The following is a 24,665-nucleotide window of genomic DNA, read 5'->3' as shown; positions in this document are numbered from 1 at the left end:
CCCTATGAGGTCCGGGCGGCAGTCAGGTCCAGGGCGATGTCGATGATCATGTCTTCCTGTCCGCCGACGAGCCCGCGCCTGCCGACCTCGAGGAGGATGTCACGCACGTCGATGCCGTACCGCTCGGAGGCGGTCTCCGCATGACGCAGGAAACTCGAATAGACGCCCGCATAGCCGAGTGTGAGGGTCTCGCGGTCCACGCGGACAGGCCGGTCCTGCAATGGACGAACAAGGTCGTCAGCAGCGTCTTGAAGCGCGAAGAGGTCACATCCGTGCTTCCAGCCGTACAGGTCGGCGACGGCGACGAGAGGTTCGATGGGACAGTTGCCAGCGCCAGCGCCGTGGCCGGCCAGCGATGCATCGACCCGGGTCACTCCTTCCTCCACCGCCACCACGGAGTTGGCGACCGACAGCGACAGGTTCTCGTGCGCGTGAATGCCTATCTCCGTAGTCGGGCTGAGCACATCGCGATAGGCGCGAACGCGCTCGCGGACCCCGTCCATCGTCAGCCGTCCCCCGGAGTCGGTGACGTACACGCAGTGTGCGCCATAGGACTCCATGAGCGCCGCCTGCTTCGCCAGCTCGTCGGCGGGGGCCATGTGGCTCATCATCAGGAAGCCGGATACATCCATGCCGAGCTCGCGGGCCGTGGCGATGTGCTGCGCGGAGACGTCGGCCTCGGTGCAGTGCGTGGCCACGCGGACGGAGCGGACGCCGAGGGAGTACGCCTGCTTCAGGTCATCGATGGTGCCGATTCCCGGCAATAGCAACGTGGTCAAGCGAGCGTGCTCGATATTGGCTGCGGCGGCTTCGATCCACTCCCAGTCGGTGTTGGACCCGGGGCCGTAGTTCAGGGAGCCGCCGGCCAGGCCATCGCCGTGTGCGACCTCGATGCCATCGACACCGGCGGCATCGAGCGCGGCCACGATCGCGGCGACATTCTCCGGCGTGATGCGGTGCCGGACGGCATGCATGCCGTCGCGCAGTGTCACGTCCTGGATGAACAGGTTGGCGGTCATCGGCTTTCTTCCTTCCGCTGAGCGATGCGCTCGGCCATCTGCACGGCGGCAGAGGTCATGATGTCGAGGTTTCCGGCGTAAGCCGGCAGGTAGTGGGCAGCGCCCTCGACCTCGAGGAACACCGACACCTGATGGGTGGGCGCGGTGTCGGTGCCCTCGCGCAGCAATGTGTGCACTGGTTGGCCATCCGGGATCGGGCTGATCTGGACCGCCTGCTTGAGCCGATACCCGGGCACATAGGCGGCCACGTCGCGGACCATTTTCTGCACCGATGCGGTGATCTCGGCATGGACCGCCGCGTCTGGGGCTTGCACGAGGCACAAGACGGTGTCGCGCATGATCAACGGGGGCTCCGCGGGGTTGAGGATGATGACGGCCTTACCGCGCTCCGCTCCTCCGACGCTGGTGATGGCATGCGAAGTTGTCTCGGTGAACTCGTCGATGTTCGCGCGTGTGCCCGGCCCTGCCGACTTCGATGCGATGGACGCCACGATCTCCGCATATGCGACCGGCACCACCCGCGCGACAGCCGCCACGACCGGGATCGTCGCCTGACCACCGCAGGTGACCATGTTCACGTTCGTGGCGTCGATGTGCTCCTCGATGTTGACCGCCGGAACCACGAACGGTCCGATCGCCGCCGGGGTGAGGTCGATGAGTCGCTTGCCGTACGGCGCCAGTTCGGCCGCGTTGGCCTCGTGCGCCTTGGCGGACGTCGCGTCGAAGACGATCTCGATGTCGTCGAATCCCGCCATGTCGATCAGGCCGTCGACACCGTCGGCCGTGATGGGTACGCCGAAGCGAGCCGCGCGTGCCAGGCCGTCGGAGTCCGGGTCGATGCCCACCATGGCGCCCATCTCCAGGTGCCTCGAGTGCCGCAGCACCTTGATCATCAGGTCGGTGCCGATATTCCCGGATCCAATGACAGCGACCTTGGTCTTGCCGGCGTGATTCATGCTGCGTCTCCTGCGTAGGTCCTGGTGGCCTGGCTGGGGGTTGCGCCATCTGCGAAGCTGGCCTGGACCACGCCCAAGCCGCTGATCTCGGCGATGACGTGAGCGCCGGCGACTACCGGCGCCATCGGACCCAGCGCGCCCGAGAGGATGATCTGGCCGGCCCGCAGCGGATCGCCGAATTCTCGGGCGGTCCGGGCGAGCCACCGCAGGGCTTCGAGCGGGTCGCCGAGGCAGGCGGAACCGGTGCCGGTGGACACTTCACGACCGTTGATCCGCATGCTCATGGTGACGTCGACCGGTTGGAACTCGTTCAGGTCGCGGCGTGCACTGCCGATCACGAACAGGCCGCTCGACGCGTTATCGGCGACAGTGTCCCCGTAAGTGATGTCCCACCCGGCGATGCGGCTGTCGACGATCTCCAGGGCGGGCGCGGCGTACGCGACCGCACGACGTACCGACTCGATATCGAGCGGTCCGTCGTCCAAGTCCTTGCCCAGGACGAAGGCGACCTCCGCCTCGACCTTGGGCTCGAGCAGCCGGTCCATCGCCACGACCTGCTCCTCCGAACATTGCATGTCGGCGAAGAGGACACCGAAGTCGGGCCGGTCGACGCCGAGCTGGGCCTGGACTGCCGGTGAGGTCAGCCCGATCTTCCGACCGACGATGGTGGCGCCGACATCGAGCCGGGCGGCGGTCAGGCGCTCCTGGACGGCATAGGCGGCGCCGACGTCGGTGCTGCCGATCAGGTCACGGACCGGCGCACAGGGCTGCCGCTCGGCTGCTGCCCGGATAAGGCGTGCCGCGGCAGCCTCGACAACGTCGGGCCCAGATCCCGGGCTGTTATTCACGAAGGACATGGGACATACCGTGACCTATCGATATGCAGCGTGGCGACGGTTGAGTTCCGGTGAGCCGAACTCGACCACAGGTCGCCCACCGCGCAGCCGACGAAGTCGTTCCTGATTCCGCAGCGAGACTTCGCGTTTCCCGAGATGTACACCGGACGGCGCACGGGCGTCGATGATCCCGGCCGATGTCGAGCAGTATGGGCGACATCCGAGGACCAGTCTCGATGCATCCGAATGGGCCGAGCCGAACGTTTCGAAGAAGTCCTTTTCCTGGCGTCACACTCGGAATGAAGCTGCGGCTCTTCGCGATCCGGTACATTCCGGCAATGCGCCGCATCGCACGAATCTGACGCTGGAACTTCTGATTCGAGCCGCTGACCGAAGCGCGATCGACAGTGTGTGCGGCGTAGATGAGCACATCTCGAGGTGGGTGTTGTAGATCTCGGAGACGATGACGGTAGGTCGCTACACCACTGCCTCGTCGAGAGTCCGCCACTACCCGTCCGGGGCACGGTTGGCGATCAGCGAGTCCGAGTCGAGTTCGGCCGGATCTCGAACTGGTAGGCATGGGTGACTGCCAGGCAGGTCAGCTCGGCATCGGTCAGCTTCTGTCGGCCCGGCAGCCGCGCGGCATGCGACACCATGAGTGCAGATTTCACGTTTCGCGCGCCAGAACCAATTCGATCTAGCAAACTGCTGGAGGCGCACAGGGCGGGGGCGTACCTGCGGTTTCTACAGCGACTTCTGCATTCCCCTATACATAGTTAACCGACTGTGCGTAAACTGTAACCAAGCTGATATCAAAAAGACGGCTGGGAAGGTCGGCAGCCCTGTAGGCGCTAGGTCGAAACGACCGCACGTCCCGCAAGTTGCCCATGAGGTCGGCGAGCAGAGGTCCGTAACCGGCTCGCGATCTGCAGGCTTACCCTCTCGTCATCATATTGATGATCGACCCCCGCGACACTGCGGCGGACAGCAATAACGAGACGGCAGCCGCGATTGCGTGATGTTGCCGAACAGCTGAGCGTTTCCACAACACCAGAACTGCTGCATCGGCGAGCCTCAGCGGCTCTTGCTTCCCGGGTCCGCGTTACCCGACCACGTTGCCGGAACCCGATCCCATGTCCGAGAAATCGATTCACAAGATCACTTCAGCCACAAAGGAGCTGTAATGCACAAGAAGGTCGAAGACGCACTACATCAAGATTTCAATCGCTGGAGCGAACTGGTCGACCGCGCCGCACACGCGGATAACGAATTCGAAAGGGAGAAACCCGCCTTGGCTGCGGCAGAGCTGGCAATGAAGTGGATCCGCACCGCCGCAGAAGACTGGAGAACACTGCACGACCAATGGTGCGAAAGAATCGACCGGGCGCGAGCAAGTGCGAAGTCCGAATACGCTGTGCTTTGAGCCGTCTCGCCGGATCGACCTGCGCATGTGAACGGTCGAGGGCATCACGAATACGAGCGGTCCTGTACCGGCGATGTTCTCGGATCGCCTGGTCACCGATGAACTGATGGCGATGTCGTGGCCGCGATCGCGGTCAGCTCGATGGCGCTTGCGACGGCGAACCAGTGCCGCACCGGTTACCGGCCGCGAGGGACGATAGGGTGCCGATTCCCATAGCGGCATCGCGAACAGCAAGCCAGGTCGCAGCACCGTCGCTGAACCGCTTCCAGCAGATCCGACCAGCCATCGGCAATTGCGGGTCGGGCGAGTGAGTATCTTCGGGTAGCGGCGGGCCGTGGTCGTATGCCCGGGCGTGCTCGATATGGAGTAGGACGGGGGCCATGGCGACGAGCGCACCGATTCGCCACGGGCCAGCGTGACCCGTTGCAGGGCTCGAATGTGGTTTTTGAGCAGGGAATTTCCGCGCTCGTCTACGGCGCCTTCCCTGTTGTGGGGGAATTTGGGGAAAGTCCGGGACCATCCCGAAGCCGTGAGCAGGAACGACAGCCGTCATCGGCAGTGAACGCGTATGCGTTCGGGAAGCGACGGCCAGTAGGTCGACCCAGGTGCTCGGGGTATCCGTCAGTCCGAAGATCTGCCCGTTGCGCCGCTTGTGCCGTGTCCAGCGGTCGACGCCTCGTGGATTGGGCCTCGCCGATCAGCCCATAGCTCGGCATTCGTGCGCGCTGATCAGGACGTACCGCTGGATCTCGACCGGGTCGTCGCCAACGCCAGATCCTGGCGCCGCAGTTTCGACGGCAGCTGATCGAGGTAGGCCCGCCAGGGCGACTCGGCGTCGTAGGCGCTCACGCTCCGGCCGTCTGTCGTTCGATCTGCATGGCGTCTTCGGTCTTGATGCGTTCGACGCACGCGCTCACCCCGGGCGGCACGAAACCGATGAACGTCGTCTGCACGTAGCTCCACTTCGGCTTGCCGCACGACGAATGCCTTCAGGGTCTCCCCCATCGACGTTGTCACCACCGATCGCTGCGACGGCGACGGCGCTGTGGGGCTCCTGGATGTTCTGTCCGCACGCAGCTCGGCACCCGACGCGTGACTCTAATGAGCGGCCACAAGGACCGCACTGACCTGGGCCGCGAATTCGACGCGACCGACGTCGTACCCGAACGCGGCAGGGAGCACTGAGCGATCACCAGCTCGGGTGGCGCTTCTCGATCACATCCGAGGGAACGTGCAGCGCGGTCGACGCACTCCCAGAAGTTCACCTCTGGGGGCGACGGGCGGTGTAGTGCTCGGCGACCGCCGAATCGATGCATGGCGAACAGCATCGATGGCAGGCGGTCGTCGGCCATCACGACGGGCCGAGTCGGTGCGGTGTGAAATTCGCGCCGGACCGACCCCGAACTTCTCTCAGCCGCGCACGTCTTTTACGAATTCCGCGATGGCGGAGCCGATCGCATCAGGGCTGTCTTCTTGGATGAAATGTGATCCGGGAACAGTGATTTCGCGCTGGTTGGGCCAGGTGCGACAGAATTCGCGTTGGGCGCCGGTGAGGATGGATCCCGGTTCCGCGTTGACGAACAGCTTCGGGACGTCGCTTGTGGTCAGCCATTTTCCGTAGTTCTCGACTACTTCGACGACATCTTTCGGCTCTCCGTCGATCGGTATTTGGCGAGGCCAGCTCAGAGTGGGACGACGGTCCTCGCCCGGCGACGCGAAGGGCCGCCGATATTCGGCGAGCTCCGCGTCGCTCAGTGACCGCAGCACCGACCCCGGGAGGACCTTCTCGACGAATATGTTCTTCTCCAGCACCATTCCCTCACCGGCCGGCGACCGGAAACCCTGGAACACACCTCGCGCGCGCTCCGGCCACTGCTCCCACGTGACCGGCATGACGATGCTTTCCATGTAGACGATCGCCCGGACGCGGTCGCGATGCTGATCGGCCCAATCGAATCCCAGGGCCGACCCCCAGTCGTGGAGGACCAGCACGACATTGTCGCCGAGGTCGAGCGCATCCCACAGCCCGAAGAGATAGTCACGGTGCTCGGCGTAGGTATATCGGTTGGGACCGGACTCCGGGAGCTTGCCGGAATCACCCATACCGATGAGATCACAGGCGACCAACCGCCCCAGCCCTGCACAGTGCGGCATGACATTGCGCCACAGATACGACGAAGTCGGGTTGCCATGTTGGAAGACAATGGCGTCGCCCTCCCCCTCATCGATATAGGCCATGCGTTGCCCGCGAATATCCGAGAACTTCTTCGAAGCGAAAGGCTCTGTGCTGTAGGACATTATTCTCCTCGATGAGCAGTTCGATGTGCACGGGATCTCGCATTGCGGCTTCCAGGGTGGTTCAGCGTGATCCAGGCTGTGTGGTCATTCGAAACGGCAGTTCTGGTAATTCATGCCTCTGCCTCATGTTCGCGCTCGGCGCGTTCATCGACGGCAGCGCCCATCTGCGCCACCGTATTCCGGCACACTCGAAGAATCCGCGACGAGAAGGACTCGGATTCCACGGCTCGCGACAGCACCAGACCGCCGATGCACAGGGCTAGGGTCGCGATCGCTTCGTCATAGAGTTCGTGCTCCTGCGCCTCGTCCACTGGGCGTCCCCCCATCGCGTTGAGGGTCTTGCGCAGTTCCTCCTCGTAGGCAACACGGAACTCGGCGGACAAGCGCGCGGCGTCGGATCCGATCGCCGAGAACGCACACGAATCGGCGCGATCGTCGCGATGGGTTCGGTTGAGGTAGCCACGGGCGAGGCGGGCCGCGCGTGCGCCCCAGGAAGCGTCCGGCTTCTTGCCGATCCAGCGCGGCCGGCTTTCGGCAAGCCCGTGCCGGAAGGCTGCGATGGCCAGTTCGTCTTTGCTGGCGAAGTGCGAGTAGAAGGCCCCGTGCGTCAGTCCCGCATCCTGCATGACCTTGCCGATGGCGCCGCCGTCGGGACCGTCCGCCCGCAGCCGAGCGGCGCCCGCATCGAGGATGCGCGTCAACGACTCTCGTTTCTGTCGCGCTCGCTGGCCTTCCTCAGGGGTCGCATTTCGCATGTCGACCATCATGCGAATTACAATCTCGCATGATGTCCATCATGTCAATCCGCCCGCCGGGCGACGGCAACTGCTCGATCGCTTTCGACGATCCGACTGCTCCGCGGCAGCGAAACGCCGCCGACCAGATCGTTCGATGACGGCCGAGACGGTGCGAAACCAACCGTCGCGCGTGGTGCGGGCTGAAGGCAGCCCGAGGCCAGCGACGTGTGCGCGCCGGATGCGCTGCACGAGCTGATGGCCCCGATCGCCCCCGACAAATTCGGCTGGGCCTTCGAAGCTGTTGTTGGCTCGGCCAATGTGTTCGAGACCGCGTACGCCGTCACCGGTCGTGGTGGTGGCACCGTGTCGGCCGGACTGCCACGTCCCTCGACGACCGTGCAGCTATCACCGCTCAGCATCGAGGCCGAGAATCGGCGCATCCTCGGGTCCGACATGGGCACGGCACAGCCTGCTGTGGACATTCCGACGGTGCTCAGAAAGGCCCGAGTGAGGTGTCGCGCGCCGACCCGAAACGTACGGCGAAACTGCGTGGCCCCGGACTGCGGGGCTACCAGGCCGGTCAAGGCGCGGGGAGAGGACGAAGGGCCTCGATATAGAGGTCTTCGTGATCGGTCGCCTTCGACGGGGACCGAGCAGGCTTACCCTTATGGATACCGTTCAGCATGCTGCCCTTCGGGTCCGCGCAGGCTGTTCGGCGTGCGGATGCGATGTCCGCTGGTCGCAACGAGATTCGACCCATATCGCGGTCAGCGTCGAGTTTCCGGAACTGACGTGCGCCTGGTCATCGCGTGCGGCGATCGACGGTCTGGAAGACAAGATCCGCGCGACACTCGCGGCGGAACCGAGCCGGACCGTAGCGGTCTGAGGAAGCACGAGCGTAGCGGTACGACGGACACCCGGCGAAGACGAAGGCAGCAGGCGATGGGCTCCCGCGAATCCCACATGTCGCAATCGGACCTGTTCTCGTGGAACATGGAGCGGGATCCGGTCCTGCGTTCGACCATCGTCTCGGTTCTGATCCTCGATACCGATCCGGACTGGGATCGCTTGGTGGAGACGATCGATCGCGGCACCCGCCTCGTACCGAGGTTGCGGCATCGGCTGGTCGCCGCACCGCTCGGTCTCGCCCCGCCCAGGTGGACGGTCGATCCGGGTTTCGACCTGTCCTGGCACCTGCGACGGGTTGCGTTGCCGGAACCGGCGACCATATCCGAGGTACTCGAATTCGCGCGCACCGAGGCGATGACCGCCTTCGATCCGGCTCGTGCGCTGTGGCGCTCGACCTTGCTCAGCGGTTTGTCGGGTGGAAGATGCGCGCTGGTGATGACAGTGCACCACAGCCTCACCGACGGTATCGGCGGCATTCAGATCGCCGCAGCGCTATTCGATTTCGATCGTGCAGGCACCGATCGCGGTCATCCGCCCGAGCCGCCGCACGACGATGACGGCGAGCTGCGCGATGTCGTGGCATGGAACTGGGCGGTCGGCTCGGATCTCCTTCGCGGCGGCATCCGGGCGACACCGCAAACCGTGTGGCGAGCCGTCGCTCATCCCGCTCGGACGGTACGCGACACCGCCGCACTTGCGACCTCGGTGGTCCGCCTTGCCAAGCCCGTCACCGCCACGCTGTCGCCGGTGATGACCGAACGCAGTCTCGGTCGCGGACTGGCGGTGCTGGATGCACCCCTCGAGCAAATGCGCCGCGCCGCGCGTGCCGTGGGCTGCACGATGAACGATGCCTTTCTGACCGCGGTGGTCATCGGACTGCGCAGGTATCACGACCGGCACGGGGCGAAGGTCGACCAGCTGCGGCTTACCATGCCGATCAGTCTTCGGACGGCCGATGATCCGCTCGGCGGCAACCGGATCACGCTCACTCGTTTCGCGTTGCCGGTCGACATCGCCGAGACCGAAGACTTGATGCGCGCCGTGGACGCCGCCGTCGGCAGTTGGCGCCGCGAGCCGGCCATCCCGCTGTCCGGTGCTATCGCGGCGGCGTTCAACCGGTTGCCGGTCGGAGTGGTCACCGGGATGCTCAAGCATGTCGACTTTGTCGCCTCCAACGTCCCAGGTTCCCCGGTGCCCCTGTATATCGCCGGTGCGCGCATCGACCGCATGTACGCGTTCGGCCCAACCATCGGCACGGCCGTCAACGTGACATTGACATCACATGTTGGAACCTGTTTTGTCGCGATCAACGCGGACTCCGCTGCGATCCCCGACCTCGCGACCTTCACCGAATGCCTCGCCGCAGGCTTCGCTACCGTGCTCCGCCTCGGCGGTGAGTGCCCACCGCAAGCCGCTGCCGATGCCACGGCCGAAGCATCTCGATCGACACCGGTCTGATCGGTTCCCCTTGATCGCGGCCACCAAGGCAGTGGCACCGAGGTCACCGAGCAGGTGGACCGGATCGCGACGCTCACACGCATCTGCCTGGCGTTCCGAGCAGTGTGACGCCACCGCAGATCGCTTCGGCGCCCGGCAGCCCCGAGCGCAGCGGCCGTCTGCTCGGGGCGTCTGCCGACGCGAGTGGTGACCTTCGGCCCTCGTTGCACCGACATCCGCTCACCAGACTCGACAGCGTAGAAAACTGCGATCCGCAGGGGGCCTCATGAAGCCTGGCGACACGGTGGTGATCGACCGCGCGGGCCTGGACCGCCTCGTTGAAGTCCTGCACGAGGAGGAGTATCGGGTCATCGGTCCGCAGGAGCGCGACGGTGCGATCGTGCTGGACGATCTGGTGTCCGGAGCGCAGCTGCCCGCCGGGTGGAGCGTGGATACCGAGCCCGGACGGTATCGGCTGCGGCGCCGCGATGATGCCGCCGTATTCGCGCATTCGGCCGGACCCGGCTCGTGGAAACAGTTCCTGCATCCGCCGCACCGCAAGGTGTGGGAGATGGGGCCCGACCTGAACGAGCAACGTGCCGAAGACTCCGCACAACGGTTTGCGTTTGTCGGCGTGCGCGGGTGTGATCTCGCCGCGATCGCGATCCTGGGCCGCGTACTCGGTGGTGGGACATATCCCGACACCGGATACACCGGTCGCCGCGCTGGCCTGTTCGTGGTTGCGGTGAACTGCACCGAGCCTGGCGGTGTGTGCTTCTGTGTCTCGATGGGCACCGGGCCCGGCGTGTCCAACGGATATGACCTCGCGCTCACCGAAATCATCGACGCCGTCGGGCATCGATTCCTGGTCGACATCGGCACCGAGACCGGTGCAGATGTGCTCGCGCACCTGACCACTGGTCCTGCCGAAACCGCTGACGTCACCACCGCCCGGACCGCGGTCGACGCTGCTGCCGGACGGATGGGCCGGTCGATGCCGGACGCCGACCTGCCCACCGTGCTTCGCGAATCCCACGACTCGCCGCAGTGGCAGGACGTGGCATCTCGGTGCCTCACCTGTGGCAACTGCACGATGGTGTGCCCCACCTGTTTCTGTACCTCCGCCGAGGACGTCACCGATTTGACCGGCGATCACGCCGAACGCTGGGAACGCTGGGTGTCCTGCTTCGAACTGGATTTCTCCTATCAGCACGGCGGCAGTGTCCGGCAGTCCGGCGAGAGCCGATACCGGCAGTGGCTCACCCACAAGCTCGGCACCTGGCACGACCAGTTCGACAGCTCCGGTTGCGTGGGCTGTGGACGCTGTATCGCCTGGTGCCCGGCGGGGATCGACATCACCGCTGAAATGGCCGCGCTCGCCGAAGGGGGCGCCAGTGACCGCAGTTGACGAACTGTCGCAGTTCGCACAGCTGGCAGCACTGACCGACACGGAACTCGCCGTGCTCGCCGACGCCGGTCGCGATGTCAGCTACCCGGCCGGGCAGCAGCTGATCACCGAGGGGCGATCGGCCGACCGGTGCTGGCTGATCCGCGACGGCCGGGTCGGACTCGACGCGCACGTCCCGGGCCGCGGCGATATCGTCGTCCAAACCCTGGGCAGTGGAGACCTGTTGGGCTGGTCGTGGCTGATGCCACCGTACCGGTGGCATTTCGGTGCACATACGGTCGAACCGGTACATGCGATCGAATTCGATTCCGCTCGACTGACCGAACTCGCCGACCTGGACCCGGTATTCGGCCGCGCCCTGAACCGCATGCTGCTCGAGGCTGTGCTGGAACGGCTGCAGGCCACCCGGGCACGGCTGCTCGATCTGTACCGCAATCCGGGCGACACCTCCGCACGCTCGCCGCTGAGCCGTACCGGCGACGGAAGAAGCCGATGAGCCAGCGCGGCGCTGCGACGAGCACCACCATCGCGCGGGGTTCACCGGCACCGGGCGACACCATGCTGCCCTACCGGGTCGTCGGCCGTATCCCACAGAACCGCGACACCGTGACCCTCATGCTCGAACCGGTTCACCGGGCAGCGCAACGGTTTCGGGCCGGGCAGTTCATGATGCTCTACAGCTTCGGCGTCGGCGAGGTCGCCATATCGATCAGCGGCAGCCCGGCGGCCACCGACGACATCCTCGAACACACGATCCGCGCGGTCGGCGCGGTCAGCCGCGCGCTGCACGACACCGCGGTCGGTGGGTTGATCGGGGTGCGCGGGCCATTCGGCAGCGGCTGGGACCCCGAATCCGCGCGCGAGCGCGATCTTGTGATCGTCGGCGGCGGTGTTGGACTGGCGCCGCTGCGGCCGGTCGTACTCACGGCGCTGGCGGCGCGCGCGGACTATCGGCGGGTGGTACTGATCACTGGTGCCCGAACCCCGTCCGATCTCCTGTTCCGAAACGACCAACGGCTGTGGGCCGCGACCGGTGATGTCGAATTGCATCAGACTGTCGATCATCCGGCGGCGGGCTGGACCGGCCAGGTCGGCTTCGTCACCGAATCACTGACCAGGCTCAGGCTGGACCCCGGTCGCACAATGGCATTCCTGTGCGGTCCGGAACCGATGATGCGATTCTGCGCGCAGACCTTGCTGCGCAAGGGAATCGCCGCAACCGATATCCGGATCGCGCTCGAACGCAACATGCAGTGCGGCGCCGCCCGCTGCGGACACTGCCAACTCGGACCGCTGCTGCTGTGCCGCGATGGCCCGGTGGTCGACTACGCGACAGCTCAACCGCTGCTATCGATTCGGGAGCTGTGATGAACACTTCCCAGACGAGGACCCCGACCTTGGCGGTGTGGAAGTTCACCTCGTGCGACGGCTGCCAACTCACCCTGCTCGACTGCGAGGACGAATTGCTGAGCCTGGCCGGACGCCTCCATATCGCACATTTCACCGAGGCGACCAGCACGGTCGAACCCGGCCCCTACGATGTGTCGCTGGTCGAAGGATCGGTCACCACGCCGGAGGAACAGCGCCGCATCATCGAGATCCGGGCGCAGTCACGGATTCTCGTCACCATCGGTGCCTGTGCGACGCACGGCGGCATCCAGGCGCTGCGCAACTTCGCCGATGTCACCGAGTTCACTTCCGTGGTGTATGCCAGCCCGCAATATATTTCGACGCTGGCCACCTCGACACCGATCTCGGCGCACGTGCCGGTGGATTTCGAGCTGCGCGGCTGCCCGATCGACCGTCGCCAACTACTGGACACGCTGTGCGCCTTCCTCGCCGGGCGTGCCCCCGACCTGCCGAACACCAGCGTCTGCACCGAGTGCAAGCGCCGCGGGACCACGTGTGTGACTGTCGCACACGGCATTCCGTGTCTGGGCCCGGTCACCCAGGCCGGGTGCGGTGCGCTGTGCCCGGCTTACCATCGCGGCTGCTATGGCTGCTTCGGTCCGATGGCGACTCCGAATATCCGTGCACTGTTGCCGATTCTGAGTGTCAACGGCATGTCCACCGACGATGTCGACCGAGTGTTCCACACTGTCGCCGCAGCCGCCCCGGCCTTCGCGGACAGGAGGTCCGGTGAGTCATCGCAGTAGGCAGTTGCGGGTCAGTTCGCTTGCGCGGGTGGAGGGCGAAGGCGCGCTGCGGATCGTCGTTTCCGACGGTGCCGTCGAGCGGGCCGAGCTGAACATCTATGAGCCGCCCCGCTTTTTCGAGGCGTTCCTGCGCGGTCGCGCCTACACCGAACCGCCCGACATCACCGCCCGCATCTGCGGCATCTGCCCGATCGCCTACCAGACCAGCGCCTGCAACGCACTCGAGCAGCTCTGCGGCGTCGAGCTCGACCCGCCGCTGGCGCGGCTGCGCCGACTGTTGTACTGCGGAGAGTGGATCTCCAGCCATTCCTTACACATCTACCTACTGCATCTCCCCGATTTCCTCGGCTATCCCGACGCCATCACCCTCGCCGCCGATCATCGTGAGCTCGTCGAACAGGGCTTGGCGGTGAAAAGGGCAGGCAACGCCTTGCTCGAACTGATCGGTGGACGGTCCATCCATCCGATCAACGTCCGAGTCGGCGGCTTCTACTCCGTTCCGTCCCCTACCGATCTCGCACCACTGGCCGAACAGCTGCGCCGCGCACTGGATTACGCCGTGCACACCGCGCGTTGGGCTGGTGGACTCGAATTTCCGGACGCGGAGCTGGACCACGACCTGCTCGCCGTCTCCGACCCGCATCGGTATGCGATCGAATCCGGAGATATCCACAGCAGTTCCGGACTCACCTTCTCCGCTGCCGAATTCGCCGAGCACGTCGCCGAAGATCAGGTTCCGCACTCGACCGCCCTGCACGCGACCCTCGACGGCCGCCGCTACCTCACCGGACCGCTGGCCCGGTACACACTCAACTCCCCCTGGTTGTCGCCGATGGCTCGTCAGGTCGCCGCCGAGATCGGACTCGGCGGCGCATGCCGCAACCCGTTCCGCAGCATCCTGGTTCGCACCGTCGAGGTCGTCTATGCCATCGAGGAGGCGCTCCGGCTGCTCGAACACTACGAAACACCTTCGCGCGCAGCCGTTCCCGTCACTGCTCGGGCGGCTACCGGCCATGGTGTGAGTGAGGCACCACGGGGTCTGTTGTATCACCGCTACGACGTCGACGCCGACGGCATCATCCGTTCCGCCGACATCGTTCCGCCCACCTCGCAGAACCAGGCCGCCATCGAAGACGACCTGCGTCGCGTCGTCACAGAACACCTCGACCTCGACGACGCGGCGCTCACCGCACTGTGCGAACGCACCATCCGCAACTACGACCCGTGCATCTCGTGCTCGGCACACTTCCTCGCACTCGACGTGGTGCGCCGGTGACCGGGCCGCAGGCCGTCGTTATCGGCGTCGGGAACGAGTTTCGCCGCGACGATGGGATCGGCCCTGCCGTGGCCCGAGACATCGAAGCGCTCGATCTGCCCGATGTTGTCGTCACCGTGCGCGACGGCGAACCGACCGGACTGCTAGATGCGTGGGACGGCGCCGAGCTCGCCGTCATCGTGGACGCCGTTGAATGTGAACCGTCCACTCCGGGCCGCGTCTGGTGTACCACTGTCGACGCCCTGCGTGAACTCACCACCGCAACCAGCTCCCACGCCCTCGGCATCCCCGACGCGGTGCCACTCGGACGAGCGCTCGGCCGCCTCCCCCGTGAGCTCGTCGTCATCGCCGTGGAAGCAGCGACCCTCGACCTCGGCGTCGGCCTGTCCGGTCCCGTCGCGGCAGCGCGCCCACGAGTCGTTCGGGCGACCTTGACCGAGCTGGCGCGCGCCGGGATCGCAACCGGATAGGTGCATCGGTGCGCGGCCGGACCACGCACCGTCACATGCTCTTGGTCATCGCGGCCGATGACGTTCGGCACCTCACAGCCGAGTCGGTCGGGCGAGATGCTTTGTTCGACACTCCGATACACGCCGACTCGAACGTCGCGACCTGAAGGGCAGCGGAATGAGCACCCGACATGATGCGGATCGACACCAGTTGACATCGGCTGCGGTGGTGGTGGGGACCGATGGGTCCGCGTCCGCCGATGCCGCCGTCCGATGGGCGGCCGAAACGGCGGCTCGGAAGGGACGGCAGTTGCTGATCGTGCACGGCCTCGACCTCGCGGTCTCGCGCGCGGTCCTCGGGACCCACCTCATCATGGTGTCGTCGGTCATCGAGGCGATGCACGGTCATGGCAATCGCATCCTGGCCGAGGCTCGCGCCCTTGCGCGCGACATCGCTCCGGATCGGACCGTGGCCACCGAACTCTCCGAAGCGAACCCGGCGAAGTTGCTGATCACGCTCTCGGAAGGCGCGCACCTCGTTGTCATGGGTGCCACCAGGGGCGTCGGCACGCTCGCGCACGTCGGATCGACATTGCTCGCGGTGGCAGGGCACGGCCACGGCGCGACCGTGGTCGTGCCCGGCACCGGAGAACCGACGCATCGCGGCGGGCCCGTTGTGGTGGGCGCGGACGGCAGCCCGGTCGGTGAGGCCGCCCTCGGCGCGGCATTCGCCGAGGCGTCCGAGCGCAATGCCGAACTCGTCACCGTGCACGCCTGGAGCGATCTGACCATGGGCGAGTACGCCGGAAGTTCATATCTCGAAATCCCCATCGTCGACCTCGAGATCGCCGAACACGCACTGCTGGCCGAGCGTCTCGCGGGTTGGCAGGAGAAATACCCTGACGTCACCGTGACCCGCAAGGTCTCCGTTGCCGGGCCGCGCGAGCAGTTGGCGAACTGGTCGAAGTCCGCACAGCTGCTCGTGGTCGGCAGCCGCGGCCGCGGCGGATTCCGCGGTCTACTCCTCGGCTCGACCAGCAGTTGGCTCGTGCAGCATGCGGACTGTCCGGTCATGGTCGTGCACCCGAATTAGTTTCGCGTGCGCCGCTTCGTCCGAGCGCAGACCGGGTGATCATGTGTCGGATCAATCAGAAGTGGCGGTCCCCTGGACGATCCGGCCCAACCGACCAACGGCAATCGTTCGGGGTCCTTCGGCACTGTGCGACCGGGCCCGCCGCGGCCGAAGCTGAGTCGTACGCCCCAGGTAGAGACCATGTGCCCTCGAGAACGGGCGCAAGTCCCTTATCGACCGATATAGCGGCGGTCGACACTCGAAGCTATGACCGACAGCAACCCCTCTCCCACCGCCAACGTGCCCGACCATCCGACGGTGCTGGCGGCCATGCGGCTGGCCAGCCGGGCGCCGTCGGTGCACAACACCCAGCCGTGGCGCTGCGAGTTCGACGGCACTCGGCTGCACCTGCGCCGCGATAACGACCGGCTGCTGAGCGCGACGGACCCGCTGGGCAGGCAATTGGTGATCAGCTGCGGCGCGATGCTGCACCACGTGCGCACCGCGTTCGCGGCGCAGGGTTGGCACACCGATGTCACACGGCTGCCCGATCCGGAGCAACCCGACTACCTGGCGGTCATCGACTTCCGACGGTGGCCCGACCCACCGGACAGCGTGCGTGCCCGCGCCCGCGCTATCGATCAGCGGCGCACCGACCGGCTGCCGATGCTGGCGCCGACCGACTGGCCGCAAGTCGTGCACACCGTACAGATGCTGGTGATACCCCACGACCTGGAGCTGACTGCCCTCGACGACAGCGTCCGCCCCCGGCTCGCGGCCGCCTCTGAACACGCCACCGCAACGCGCCGCTACGATATGGAGTACCAGTCCGAATTGCGTTGGTGGTCCGGACATTCCAGCGGACCGGAGGGCGTTCCACGCAATGCACTGGTCTCCGACGCCGAATTCGCCCGCGTGGGTGTGGGACGCACCTTCCCGTCCGCGCCGCATTCGGCCCGCCGCGGCACACTGGAGGACCGGTCGCGACTGCTGGTGCTCAGCTCGAGCAGCGATTCCCAACCCAACTGGCTGCACACTGGAGAGGTGCTGTCCGCGGTGCTACTCGAGTGCACAGTTGCCGGATTGGCGACCTGCGCACTGACCCATATCACCGAATTGCCCACGGGCCGAAGGGTCCTCGCGAGCCTGCTTGCTTATCCCGGCGTGCCGCAGGTCGTGATCCGCATCGGCACAGCGCCCGACAATGAACCCGATATCCCGCCATCGCCCCGCCGCCCCCTCGTCGAAATCCTCAGCATCCGCAGGTGACGCCGCGCCGTCTTCACGATGCGAGCCGACGATCGGGTCGGCTCACGTGGCCGCGAAATGGATCACACTCCCGCGATGTCGCGGCGGTCGAAGACCGGCAGGGCGGCCACCAGTGCCACCGCACCGGCCAAAGCCAGCCAGCCGTATTCCGCGGGGAGCCCGGCGCCGAGTGGGCCGCCCTCGATCGCCTGATGGAACGGCGACGCCGGTCCCCATGGCCGCACGGCCTCGACCAGTTTGCTCGCGACGTAGAGCACATACGCGCCGACCGCGAACACCGACGTGATGGCAAGTGCCACAGTGCGTTTACCGGTGGCCGCGCCGACAGCCAGCGCGAGCCAGCCGAATTCGATGCCGAGCAGCACCATCGACAATGCTCCGGTGAGCGCGGCGCCGATTGCGATGTGCAGACCGAAGATCGCCGAACACACCACGATCGCACCGAACAGCACCGCGCCCAGCGTGAGCACGGCGGTCGCGAGCACGGCCGCCTGTTCGAGCGCCAAGCGCACCGGCGAGACCCTGGTCACCAAGAGCACCTCGAGTGTGCCGAGTTCCTCTTCACCCGCGATCGCCCGCGCGCCGCGGCTTATCGCAAAGACCAGGAAAAGGATCGGCAGCAACATGCTGAACAGTTCCGCGTTCAGGAAGCCGGTGCCGGTGCCGAAGGCGTCCAGATTTAACAGCTTGCGCAGCGGCTCGGGATAGTTCGCCAGAAACTCGCGCAAACCAGCCATGCCCGAGATCGACGGCCACAATGCGCTTTCCATCAGCACCAGCGCGACGATTCCGATACTCCAGCCGATCAGCCCGCGCCGCTGATCGCGCAGACTCTTCAGATAGACGTTGCGCAGCATGGTCTTTCACTCCTGTCCGTAGTAGGTGAGGAAGACCTCTTCGAGATCCGGTTCATGGCTGGCAATGTCGACCACGTCGTAGGGCGCGACGGCTTTGAGAAGTTCCGCGGTCGAACCGTCCACGTCGATGTGCACGGCGACGGTGTTCTGTTCGACCCGCCGCACGCCCTCGATTCGGCGCAGCGTGCTCAGGTCCGGCGGCTCGCCAGCGAAGGTGAGGTCGATGCGGTGGCGTGCCCGGGTGGTCAGCTCGGCCACCGAATGCTCGGCGATCACTCGTCCTTCCCGCAGCATGGCGACGGTATCGGCGACGGCCTGCACCTCCGAGAGCACATGGGAGGACAGGAAGACCGTGCGTCCGGCGTCGCGCGCTTCGCGTACCATCGCGAGGAATTCGCGCTGTACCAAGGGATCCAACCCCTGTGTCGGCTCATCGAGCACCAGCAGATCCGGCTCGGACATGAACGCCTGCACGATGCCGACCTTTTGCCGGTTGCCGTGCGACATCGCGCCTATGCGGACCGTCGGATCCAGGTCCAGCCGTTTGACCAGCGCGTCACGTACCGCAGGATCGACGTCGCCGCGCAGGTTTGCCAGATACTCGAGATACTGCTGCGCGGTCAGATCCTGATATGCGACGAATTGTCCGGGCAGATAGCCGATGCAGCGCTGGGCCGCCTCGCGTTCACGGACCGTGTCCGAACCCTGTACCCACGCCGAACCGCGCGTGGGGCGCATGAGTCCGACCAGGATTCGGATCGTGGTCGTCTTGCCCGCGCCGTTGGGCCCCAGGTAGCCGAAAACGACCCCGGGCGGGATCCGCAGCGTGACATCGATCAGCGCAGGTTTGCGACCGTAGTATTTCGTCAGCCCATCCATCCGAATCATCGGGGGCACCCTTCCTTCTCGCAGGCGGCAAGGCGCCGGCTATCTCGACTATCGGCCGACGTACGTCCTTGTCCCAGAGCCCGATGACCCGCTCACCGAGGACGTTCGTCCCCGCTCCCCCGGCGCACCGCCACCGCCGTCACCTTGTGCTCCGACAACTTCCGCCGCGGTGAGCTGCCGCGTCGAAGGCCGTATGGGCGACGCAGGCGGGCGCGCTCACTTTCGCGGGACCGCACCGCCGTGCGTGCGCAGGGTGTCGAGCCGACTCGCGTACTCCTCCGCATCGATCTCTCCGCGTGCGAAACGCTCCGCCAGCAGGTCTTCCGCGCTGCGCAACCGGTCATCGGTCGAGGTCGCGCCGTCGGGCCGGGTGACCATTCGGATCACGAGCACGAAGGCCGCTATCAACAACCCCCAGAACACCACCATCCCGATGCTCATCCAGGCATATCCCCAGCCGCTGAGATCATGGTCGTACCAATACATCATGTCGGACATCTCCTTCACCCACGGACCGGCCCACCACGGGTCTCGGTTCGTTCGGGGTCACCCCACCGTGCGCTCCGCTGGACCGCCGGGAGCAGGGCCGATCGCCCCATCTTTCGGGTACCAACGACCAGGAAACGGGGCCGACGGGGAGAACAGACCATCGGGCGCCTGTGATACCGATGAACGATCTTGTGCCGCACTGGATTACCGAGATGCGCCAGCCGTGATGGTGTGCGCGGACGACGGCGCAGGCCCAGCCCAGCCAACCCGGATTACGAACTCGAGTTCGGAAAGCCGTTGTGGGACGTTACGAATGAGGACCTTGGTCCCACAGCCATGGGGGACGACGCCTCTCTCTCGGTGGGAACGTGCTGACAACGGCGGCTCTTTCAGCCGACCGACTCATCGACGTCGCCGTCCCGAGTCGGTCCGGCGGCGGGTGCCGGATGTGCCCGCAACTGCTCGGCGAACCACATGGCCGCCACGTAGGCAGCCCGCTGCGATATCCGCAGATCGGCCGATCCGGGACCGTGCCCGGCCAGCACGGTGACCCGGTGCTCGCACCGCATCGTCTCGGCCGCACGATGATTGACGGTACGCACGCGGATGTCGAGGCCACCGACAAGGAACAGCGTCGGTGCCATGACACCGCCCAGCCGTGCACCAGCCAGGTCGGGTCGGGCGCCCCGCACAACCACGGCGCGGATCTTGTCGCGCGGTTCCGCCGCCGCCCAGAGCGCGGCGGGGGCCTCGGAACCGGCACCGAAGTATCCGACCGGAAGCTCCCGGCAGATCGATGAACTCCGCAAACATCGGCGAGTGATGGCGAGGCGAGTGCCCAGCAGTTCGACGTCGAAAACTTTGGCGCCAACGATCGCCTCGGCCGATGTCAGCAGATCGATCGACAACGTCGCCAGGCGATGTCCGGCGAATACCTCGACCACGGAGGTATTACGTGGGGTATGCCGGTTGCTCCCACTGCCGTGTGCGAAGACGACAATGCCGACAGGGTGATCCGGTATCCGCAGATGCGCGGCGAGTTCGACCGCGCCGATGGGGATCGCCACCTCTTGGTCGCATACTGCGGCGGTATCGACTGTTGTCATGACGGACCAACCTCTCTGTGCCGCTGCTCATTCGGCGCTGGATCGCAATCGCAGGCCAGCGCGAACAGGCGGGTACGGTATTCGAACCGACCGATCCGGCCCGTCCACAGTTCGGCGAGTAACGCGTTCTCCATATCCAGTGCCCGCCAAACCTGTCCTGGATCGGCCCACTCGACGGTCAGCCGCGCGGGGAGCCGCGGCGGCGAATCATCGACCTCGGCCGATGTGCCCGGATCGGTGCTGCGAGTAACCGACCGGGCGCCGGGACCACGCTGCTCACCGCTGCCGGAGCTGACAAACCACCACAGCGCCAGCAACACCGTCGGGAACCCGATCACGGCCACGACACCTGCGATCATCATGAACCTCCCGGTCCTGCCCACTGTCGCTACGCCCAGAGCGGGCGCCATGCGGCGGACATCACCTGAGTGTCGATTCCACCTGCTGGCCGAGCACCCGAGTAGGGCATCCCGTAGTCCGGTGTATCGACTGTCGGCCGGTCCTGAGTGACTAAAGTCCACACCGCGGAGTTCCAGCGAGGTGACCAAGGACTGCGCCCCGATCGGGGTGCATGCGATCGCGCCGCTCCTCGCCGATGCCATCGCGCGCATTCATCACCAGCATGCGCTGCGCGAATTGCCTCCCCGGGTAGCACTCCATTCGGACAGCGGCTCAGGCCGCCGGTAGCCGCCAGCCGGTGGCGATCGACACGAAAGGACCAGTCGGTGTCCGGCTCATGGTGTCGCAAGACCATCGCGGACAAGGGCTTTGGGCCCTGTGCAGCCCAGTGGGGGCAGCGCAGGCTGAGGCGGTACCGATCGGCATCCGAGGAGCCCGTCATCCGTCGCCTGTCGTGCGCCGCCCGGGCGGATGACATTGGTCAACGCCGCCGCTACCCGGTGGCCCTACCCCGCGCACACGGCTCGGTGGACAGTGACGGTATGGCTACCGGCGACCACGGAACGTGCTGTGCTCGTCGTGTACGCCATCGCACAGGCAGCCACCTTCAACGCGGCACGGATGCGTCCGTCGTACCTACACCAACGCACCGCTGACGAACGCGGAGTGGGCTGTCGAGGAGTGAGGTCCGATGGTCACCAGAGCCGACCACAACACCATCGTCGTCGGTGTGGACGATTCCGCGACGGCGTTGAATGCGGCGCGCTGGGCGGCCTACCTCGCCGGCGCACTGCACGCGCCGCTGCTGATCGCCCACGCGCTGCCGCACCCGCACACCGTCGCGCAGCAGCTGGCCGACCGCGTCCATGCGCCGCACGCATACGACGCCGCCACCCAAACCCTGGATCGAACCTGCCGACTCGTGCGCACCTGCGACCCGGAACTGACGGTCGAGGCCACACTGCCCGGTGGCCCGCCCACCAAGGCGCTCGTGGAGCTGAGTGCGCATGCCCGCATTGTCGTGGTGGGTGCGCAGAGCGCCTACGAGGGAAGGCTGATCGGATCGACCACAGTGCATGTCGCCGAGCATGCGCACTGCCCGGTCGGGGTGTGGCGCGGCGCGAACGGCAGGCCCATTCCCCGCGGTAAGCCGGTGGTGGTCGGCGTGGACGGGACCGAGCTCAGCATCCCGGCCATCGCCCACGGTTTCGAGATCGCCGCGGCATTGGGGGTGCCGCTGGCCGCGGTGCACTGCTGGCCCTCGCGTATCGAACCGGTGGGCCACCATCTCGACCGTGGCGAGCAGGAACGTACCCTGCTGGCCGAGTCCTTGGCCGGATGGTGCACGGAATACCCGGATGTCGAGGTCATCGAAATGCCCGTCCCCGGCCTGGCCCGCTCAGTGCTGAACGAGATGGCGCAGGATGCGCAACTGCTCGTCGTCGGCAGCCATGGCTACTCGACCGCGACGGCTTTGCTATTCGGGTCGACCAGCCGGGACCTGCTCCACCACACGAGCTGCCCGGTACTCGTATGCCGGTCGTAACGATGCGGTCGCGCACCATGTCCATTTCCGGCGCGCCCGCGCAACCGGAGAGTGAGCGTGAACCCAGCGCGGGGAAATGCCTTGAACGGCCGCCGTTCTCCCGTGGTCGACCGGCGCACAGCTACCGCAGCCGAAACCGGGACCATCGGCTCACACCGGGGCAACCTTCGGCCCTTGGATGGTGGCCGAATGGGACACAGGCTGAGCGATAAGAATCCATCATCGCACCGGGGCAGCACCCAGGAGGCCAACCATGTCGCATCACGACGATCCCCTCGCGCCCGCTGTGCAGACTGCCCGCGACTGGCTGCGCGCTGTCGCCGACAGTCTCGACACCGATGACCGGGCCTTCGCCTACCGGGCGCTGCGCGCGTGGCTGCACACCGTGCGCGACCGCATCAGTGTCAGCAGCTCGGCGCATCTGGCGGCGCAACTGCCCGAGGTCCTGCGTGGGGCCTATTACGAGGGCTGGGTGCCGAGCCACGTGCCGGTCCGGCATGGCATCACCGAATTTCTCCGGCAGTTCGCCAGGGAGTCGGGCATCGACGAGGACGAGGTCGGCCCGGTCGCGGGCGCGGTCACGGCGGCATTGTCCGAGCTGTTCTCCCCTGGACAGTTGGCCCGGGTCTTCGCGGTCCTGCCGATGCAGCTCTACGGCGTGCTGTGCGGTGCGCGAACGGCCGTCGACGAATCGCTGATCGAATGGCAAGCGGTCGCCGAGGAGCCGGCAGTCGATCCGCTCGCCGGTCTCCAGGACCGCGTCCAGGCGCTCGGCGACGCCGTTGCCGTGCTGGCGCGCGGCCTCGAACGACTGCCTGCCGAGGAACCCGACCGCGACCGCTCGACCCAGGCGGCCCAGCAGGCACACCGTATTCTGCTCGCCGAAGGTCTGGTCGGCACCGAGACGCGGGAGCGCTGAGGTGCTACGTGCGACGATCCCGCTGGGCCGGGTCGCGGGCATTCGAGTCGGCGTGCACTGGTCGGTGCTGGTCACCCTCGGACTGTTCACCTATCTGCTGGGCCGCTCGCTGGCCGATGCGCACGGGAACTCGGTGCTGGTCTGGCTGGTCGCAGCGACCGGCGCGGTAGGTTTGCTCGCCACGCTGCTGGCTCATGAGCTGGCGCATTCGATCGTCGCGCGCCGCAGTGGCACCCGGGTCGAAGTGGTGGTGTTGTGGCTGCTCGGCGGGGTCTCCGAACTCGGCGACGAACCGAAGGACCCGCGCTCGGATCTGCGCATTGCAATGGCCGGACCGCTCACCAGCCTCGGGATCGGCGTCATCGTGCTCGTCGTCGCGAACCTCATCGGCCCACTGATGGGCGGACCGGTGCCGGATATGCTCGGCTGGCTCGGCGCAATGAATGTTGTGCTGGCCGTGTTCAATCTGCTGCCGGGTGCGCCGCTGGACGGTGGTCGGGTACTGCGCGCGCTGATCTGGCGGCGCACCGGAGATCGGTTGCGCGCCACCACCATTGCCGCGCACAGTGGCCGGATCCTCGGGCTCGGTCTGCTCATCCTCGGCGGCGCGGAGCTGCTACTGGTCGGCAATGCCGGTGGACTGTGGCTGATGCTGCTCGGCTGGTTCCTGTACTCGGCCGCGAATGTCGAGCTCGCCGCCGCCGGACTGCGACATCGGCTGGGCGACACCCGGATTCGCGATGTCATGACCGAACATCCGCTGTCGGTTTCCGCCGGCTGGTCCGTCGCCGATCTGCTGCGCTCCCAGATCGTGCATACCGATCACCGGGTATTCCCTGTCACAGACCCGGCGGGTCGGCCGATCGGAGTGCTGTCGTGGTCCGATCTGACGGCACTGCCGGCTGCCGCGCGCGCCACCACCGCGGTGGGCAAAGTTGCCCGCACACTGCCACCGACAGCCCGAGTGTCCGGCGACGATTTGCTCAGCGCCGTGGCGGCCAAGGTGGTGCTGCGACCCGACTTCGACATCATCACGGTGATCGACCCACACGAGCGACTCATCGGCGTGGTCACCGCGACGGATCTGACGCTGGCCGTCCAGCGCAGCGCCCTCGGTCTGCCCGCCCGCCGATCCGAACGGTTTCGACCACCGAATACCGGACTCTGACATAACAATTCGGCCCGCGCCGAGCGGGCCAGGTGCTGGGAGGCCAGC

24 protein-coding genes, 1 pseudogene and 1 riboswitch are annotated in these 24,665 nt (G+C 66.3%); of the genes and pseudogenes, 14 read left to right on the top strand and 11 right to left on the bottom strand.

Features of this window, described 5'->3' with window-relative positions:
• Positions 1-2 precede the first annotated feature (2 nt).
• The 4 genes from dmpG to ABZ293_RS25150 form a co-directional block, all read right to left on the bottom strand.
• Entirely contained in the window at positions 3-1,019 is a 1,017-nt protein-coding gene (dmpG, locus tag ABZ293_RS25165) for a 4-hydroxy-2-oxovalerate aldolase (protein ID WP_355184383.1), read from the bottom strand.
• Positions 1,016-1,975 (bottom strand): acetaldehyde dehydrogenase (acetylating), encoded by a 960-nt coding sequence (locus ABZ293_RS25160; RefSeq protein WP_355184381.1) that lies wholly within the window; start codon positions 1,973-1,975, stop codon positions 1,016-1,018. Before ABZ293_RS25160 ends, dmpG begins: the two co-directional genes overlap by 4 nt.
• Positions 1,972-2,832, bottom strand: coding sequence for a fumarylacetoacetate hydrolase family protein (locus ABZ293_RS25155; protein ID WP_355184379.1), 861 nt, complete (start codon positions 2,830-2,832; stop codon positions 1,972-1,974). Before ABZ293_RS25155 ends, ABZ293_RS25160 begins: the two co-directional genes overlap by 4 nt.
• A gap of 512 nt (positions 2,833-3,344) precedes the next feature.
• On the bottom strand, positions 3,345-3,482 hold the full coding sequence (locus ABZ293_RS25150; protein ID WP_355184377.1) for a hypothetical protein: 138 nt from the start codon (positions 3,480-3,482) through the stop codon (positions 3,345-3,347).
• A 512-nt stretch (positions 3,483-3,994) separates the two neighbouring features.
• Here ABZ293_RS25150 and ABZ293_RS25145 point away from each other — a divergent pair.
• Positions 3,995-4,234 (top strand): hypothetical protein, encoded by a 240-nt coding sequence (locus ABZ293_RS25145; protein ID WP_355184375.1) that lies wholly within the window; start codon positions 3,995-3,997, stop codon positions 4,232-4,234.
• A gap of 456 nt (positions 4,235-4,690) precedes the next feature.
• A riboswitch (cobalamin riboswitch) is annotated at positions 4,691-4,891 on the top strand.
• 376 nt (positions 4,892-5,267) lie between these two features.
• Positions 5,268-5,413 (top strand): annotated as a pseudogene (locus ABZ293_RS25140) (IMP dehydrogenase); the annotation flags it as partial.
• A 231-nt stretch (positions 5,414-5,644) separates the two neighbouring features.
• Here ABZ293_RS25140 and ABZ293_RS25135 read toward each other — a convergent pair.
• Together ABZ293_RS25135 and ABZ293_RS25130 are read right to left on the bottom strand one after the other, a co-directional pair.
• Positions 5,645-6,532 (bottom strand): haloalkane dehalogenase, encoded by an 888-nt coding sequence (locus tag ABZ293_RS25135; RefSeq protein WP_355184373.1) that lies wholly within the window; start codon positions 6,530-6,532, stop codon positions 5,645-5,647.
• A 110-nt stretch (positions 6,533-6,642) separates the two neighbouring features.
• Entirely contained in the window at positions 6,643-7,299 is a 657-nt protein-coding gene (locus ABZ293_RS25130; protein WP_355184371.1) for a TetR/AcrR family transcriptional regulator, read from the bottom strand.
• A 933-nt stretch (positions 7,300-8,232) separates the two neighbouring features.
• On the opposite strand from ABZ293_RS25130, the gene ABZ293_RS25125 reads away from it, so the two are divergent.
• The 9 genes from ABZ293_RS25125 to ABZ293_RS25085 all read left to right on the top strand — a co-directional run bounded on the left by ABZ293_RS25125 (position 8,233) and on the right by ABZ293_RS25085 (position 17,245).
• The gene (locus ABZ293_RS25125; RefSeq protein ID WP_355184369.1) at positions 8,233-9,636 is read left to right on the top strand and encodes a wax ester/triacylglycerol synthase domain-containing protein; all 1,404 of its coding nucleotides are present in this window, start codon (positions 8,233-8,235) and stop codon (positions 9,634-9,636) included.
• 265 nt (positions 9,637-9,901) lie between these two features.
• Positions 9,902-11,023, top strand: a complete 1,122-nt coding sequence (locus ABZ293_RS25120) for a 4Fe-4S dicluster domain-containing protein (RefSeq protein WP_355184367.1) — start codon at positions 9,902-9,904, stop codon at positions 11,021-11,023.
• Complete coding sequence (locus ABZ293_RS25115; protein ID WP_355184365.1) at positions 11,010-11,519, top strand: cyclic nucleotide-binding domain-containing protein; 510 nt, start codon at positions 11,010-11,012, stop codon at positions 11,517-11,519. Before ABZ293_RS25120 ends, ABZ293_RS25115 begins: the two co-directional genes overlap by 14 nt.
• A gap of 62 nt (positions 11,520-11,581) precedes the next feature.
• On the top strand, positions 11,582-12,391 hold the full coding sequence (locus ABZ293_RS25110; RefSeq protein WP_355184442.1) for an FAD/NAD(P)-binding protein: 810 nt from the start codon (positions 11,582-11,584) through the stop codon (positions 12,389-12,391).
• The gene (locus ABZ293_RS25105; RefSeq protein WP_355184363.1) at positions 12,391-13,179 is read left to right on the top strand and encodes an oxidoreductase; all 789 of its coding nucleotides are present in this window, start codon (positions 12,391-12,393) and stop codon (positions 13,177-13,179) included. The genes ABZ293_RS25110 and ABZ293_RS25105 overlap by 1 nt, the downstream gene beginning before the upstream one ends.
• Complete coding sequence (locus tag ABZ293_RS25100; protein WP_355184361.1) at positions 13,163-14,455, top strand: Ni/Fe hydrogenase subunit alpha; 1,293 nt, start codon at positions 13,163-13,165, stop codon at positions 14,453-14,455. Before ABZ293_RS25105 ends, ABZ293_RS25100 begins: the two co-directional genes overlap by 17 nt.
• Positions 14,452-14,925: a hydrogenase maturation protease gene (locus ABZ293_RS25095; RefSeq protein WP_355184359.1), complete on the top strand. Its 474-nt coding sequence runs from the start codon at positions 14,452-14,454 to the stop codon at positions 14,923-14,925. The genes ABZ293_RS25100 and ABZ293_RS25095 overlap by 4 nt, the downstream gene beginning before the upstream one ends.
• 157 nt (positions 14,926-15,082) lie before the next feature.
• Positions 15,083-15,997: a universal stress protein gene (locus ABZ293_RS25090; RefSeq protein WP_355184357.1), complete on the top strand. Its 915-nt coding sequence runs from the start codon at positions 15,083-15,085 to the stop codon at positions 15,995-15,997.
• 246 nt (positions 15,998-16,243) lie between these two features.
• The gene (locus ABZ293_RS25085) at positions 16,244-17,245 is read left to right on the top strand and encodes a hypothetical protein (RefSeq protein ID WP_355184355.1); all 1,002 of its coding nucleotides are present in this window, start codon (positions 16,244-16,246) and stop codon (positions 17,243-17,245) included.
• A 62-nt stretch (positions 17,246-17,307) separates the two neighbouring features.
• On the opposite strand, the gene ABZ293_RS25080 is transcribed toward ABZ293_RS25085, so the two are convergent.
• The 5 genes from ABZ293_RS25080 to ABZ293_RS25060 form a co-directional block, all read right to left on the bottom strand.
• Complete coding sequence (locus ABZ293_RS25080) at positions 17,308-18,102, bottom strand: ABC transporter permease subunit (protein WP_355184353.1); 795 nt, start codon at positions 18,100-18,102, stop codon at positions 17,308-17,310.
• Between the two features lie 6 nt (positions 18,103-18,108).
• Complete coding sequence (locus ABZ293_RS25075; protein ID WP_355184351.1) at positions 18,109-18,990, bottom strand: ABC transporter ATP-binding protein; 882 nt, start codon at positions 18,988-18,990, stop codon at positions 18,109-18,111.
• Between the two features lie 216 nt (positions 18,991-19,206).
• A complete protein-coding gene (locus tag ABZ293_RS25070; protein ID WP_355184440.1) occupies positions 19,207-19,479 on the bottom strand; it encodes an SHOCT domain-containing protein in 273 nt (90 codons plus the stop codon).
• A 389-nt stretch (positions 19,480-19,868) separates the two neighbouring features.
• Positions 19,869-20,585: a hypothetical protein gene (locus tag ABZ293_RS25065; protein ID WP_355184349.1), complete on the bottom strand. Its 717-nt coding sequence runs from the start codon at positions 20,583-20,585 to the stop codon at positions 19,869-19,871.
• Positions 20,582-20,944: a hypothetical protein gene (locus tag ABZ293_RS25060; protein ID WP_355184347.1), complete on the bottom strand. Its 363-nt coding sequence runs from the start codon at positions 20,942-20,944 to the stop codon at positions 20,582-20,584. The genes ABZ293_RS25065 and ABZ293_RS25060 overlap by 4 nt, the downstream gene beginning before the upstream one ends.
• 731 nt (positions 20,945-21,675) lie before the next feature.
• Between ABZ293_RS25060 and ABZ293_RS25055 the strand changes: the two genes are divergently transcribed.
• The 3 genes from ABZ293_RS25055 to ABZ293_RS25045 all read left to right on the top strand — a co-directional run bounded on the left by ABZ293_RS25055 (position 21,676) and on the right by ABZ293_RS25045 (position 24,617).
• Positions 21,676-22,530 carry a universal stress protein gene (locus ABZ293_RS25055; RefSeq protein WP_355184345.1) on the top strand — a complete coding sequence of 285 codons (855 nt, stop codon included), beginning with the start codon at positions 21,676-21,678 and terminating at the stop codon, positions 22,528-22,530.
• A gap of 253 nt (positions 22,531-22,783) precedes the next feature.
• The gene (locus ABZ293_RS25050; protein ID WP_355184343.1) at positions 22,784-23,449 is read left to right on the top strand and encodes a DUF2267 domain-containing protein; all 666 of its coding nucleotides are present in this window, start codon (positions 22,784-22,786) and stop codon (positions 23,447-23,449) included.
• A 1-nt stretch (position 23,450) separates the two neighbouring features.
• Positions 23,451-24,617 (top strand): site-2 protease family protein, encoded by a 1,167-nt coding sequence (locus tag ABZ293_RS25045; protein ID WP_355184341.1) that lies wholly within the window; start codon positions 23,451-23,453, stop codon positions 24,615-24,617.
• The last annotated feature ends 48 nt before the right edge of the window (positions 24,618-24,665 follow it).

The organism is Nocardia sp. NPDC005998 (assembly GCF_040614395.1).
Lineage (GTDB): Bacteria > Actinomycetota > Actinomycetes > Mycobacteriales > Mycobacteriaceae > Nocardia.
This window is presented reverse-complemented; position numbering and strand designations above follow the sequence as displayed.

Coding starts and splice junctions, on each gene's coding strand:
- ABZ293_RS25135 (WP_355184373.1), bottom strand. CDS start 6,532: ATGTCCTACAGCACAGAGCCTTTCGCTTCGAAGAAGTTCTCGGATATT.
- ABZ293_RS25065 (WP_355184349.1), bottom strand. CDS start 20,585: ATGACAACAGTCGATACCGCCGCAGTATGCGACCAAGAGGTGGCGATC.
- ABZ293_RS25055 (WP_355184345.1), top strand. CDS start 21,676: ATGGTCACCAGAGCCGACCACAACACCATCGTCGTCGGTGTGGACGAT.
- ABZ293_RS25120 (WP_355184367.1), top strand. CDS start 9,902: ATGAAGCCTGGCGACACGGTGGTGATCGACCGCGCGGGCCTGGACCGC.
- ABZ293_RS25085 (WP_355184355.1), top strand. CDS start 16,244: ATGACCGACAGCAACCCCTCTCCCACCGCCAACGTGCCCGACCATCCG.
- ABZ293_RS25110 (WP_355184442.1), top strand. CDS start 11,582: ATGCTGCCCTACCGGGTCGTCGGCCGTATCCCACAGAACCGCGACACC.
- ABZ293_RS25105 (WP_355184363.1), top strand. CDS start 12,391: ATGAACACTTCCCAGACGAGGACCCCGACCTTGGCGGTGTGGAAGTTC.
- ABZ293_RS25070 (WP_355184440.1), bottom strand. CDS start 19,479: ATGATGTATTGGTACGACCATGATCTCAGCGGCTGGGGATATGCCTGG.
- ABZ293_RS25155 (WP_355184379.1), bottom strand. CDS start 2,832: ATGTCCTTCGTGAATAACAGCCCGGGATCTGGGCCCGACGTTGTCGAG.
- ABZ293_RS25160 (WP_355184381.1), bottom strand. CDS start 1,975: ATGAATCACGCCGGCAAGACCAAGGTCGCTGTCATTGGATCCGGGAAT.
- ABZ293_RS25090 (WP_355184357.1), top strand. CDS start 15,083: ATGAGCACCCGACATGATGCGGATCGACACCAGTTGACATCGGCTGCG.
- ABZ293_RS25125 (WP_355184369.1), top strand. CDS start 8,233: ATGTCGCAATCGGACCTGTTCTCGTGGAACATGGAGCGGGATCCGGTC.
- dmpG (WP_355184383.1), bottom strand. CDS start 1,019: ATGACCGCCAACCTGTTCATCCAGGACGTGACACTGCGCGACGGCATG.
- ABZ293_RS25050 (WP_355184343.1), top strand. CDS start 22,784: ATGTCGCATCACGACGATCCCCTCGCGCCCGCTGTGCAGACTGCCCGC.
- ABZ293_RS25060 (WP_355184347.1), bottom strand. CDS start 20,944: ATGATCGCAGGTGTCGTGGCCGTGATCGGGTTCCCGACGGTGTTGCTG.
- ABZ293_RS25080 (WP_355184353.1), bottom strand. CDS start 18,102: ATGCTGCGCAACGTCTATCTGAAGAGTCTGCGCGATCAGCGGCGCGGG.
- ABZ293_RS25145 (WP_355184375.1), top strand. CDS start 3,995: ATGCACAAGAAGGTCGAAGACGCACTACATCAAGATTTCAATCGCTGG.
- ABZ293_RS25130 (WP_355184371.1), bottom strand. CDS start 7,299: ATGATGGTCGACATGCGAAATGCGACCCCTGAGGAAGGCCAGCGAGCG.
- ABZ293_RS25075 (WP_355184351.1), bottom strand. CDS start 18,990: ATGATTCGGATGGATGGGCTGACGAAATACTACGGTCGCAAACCTGCG.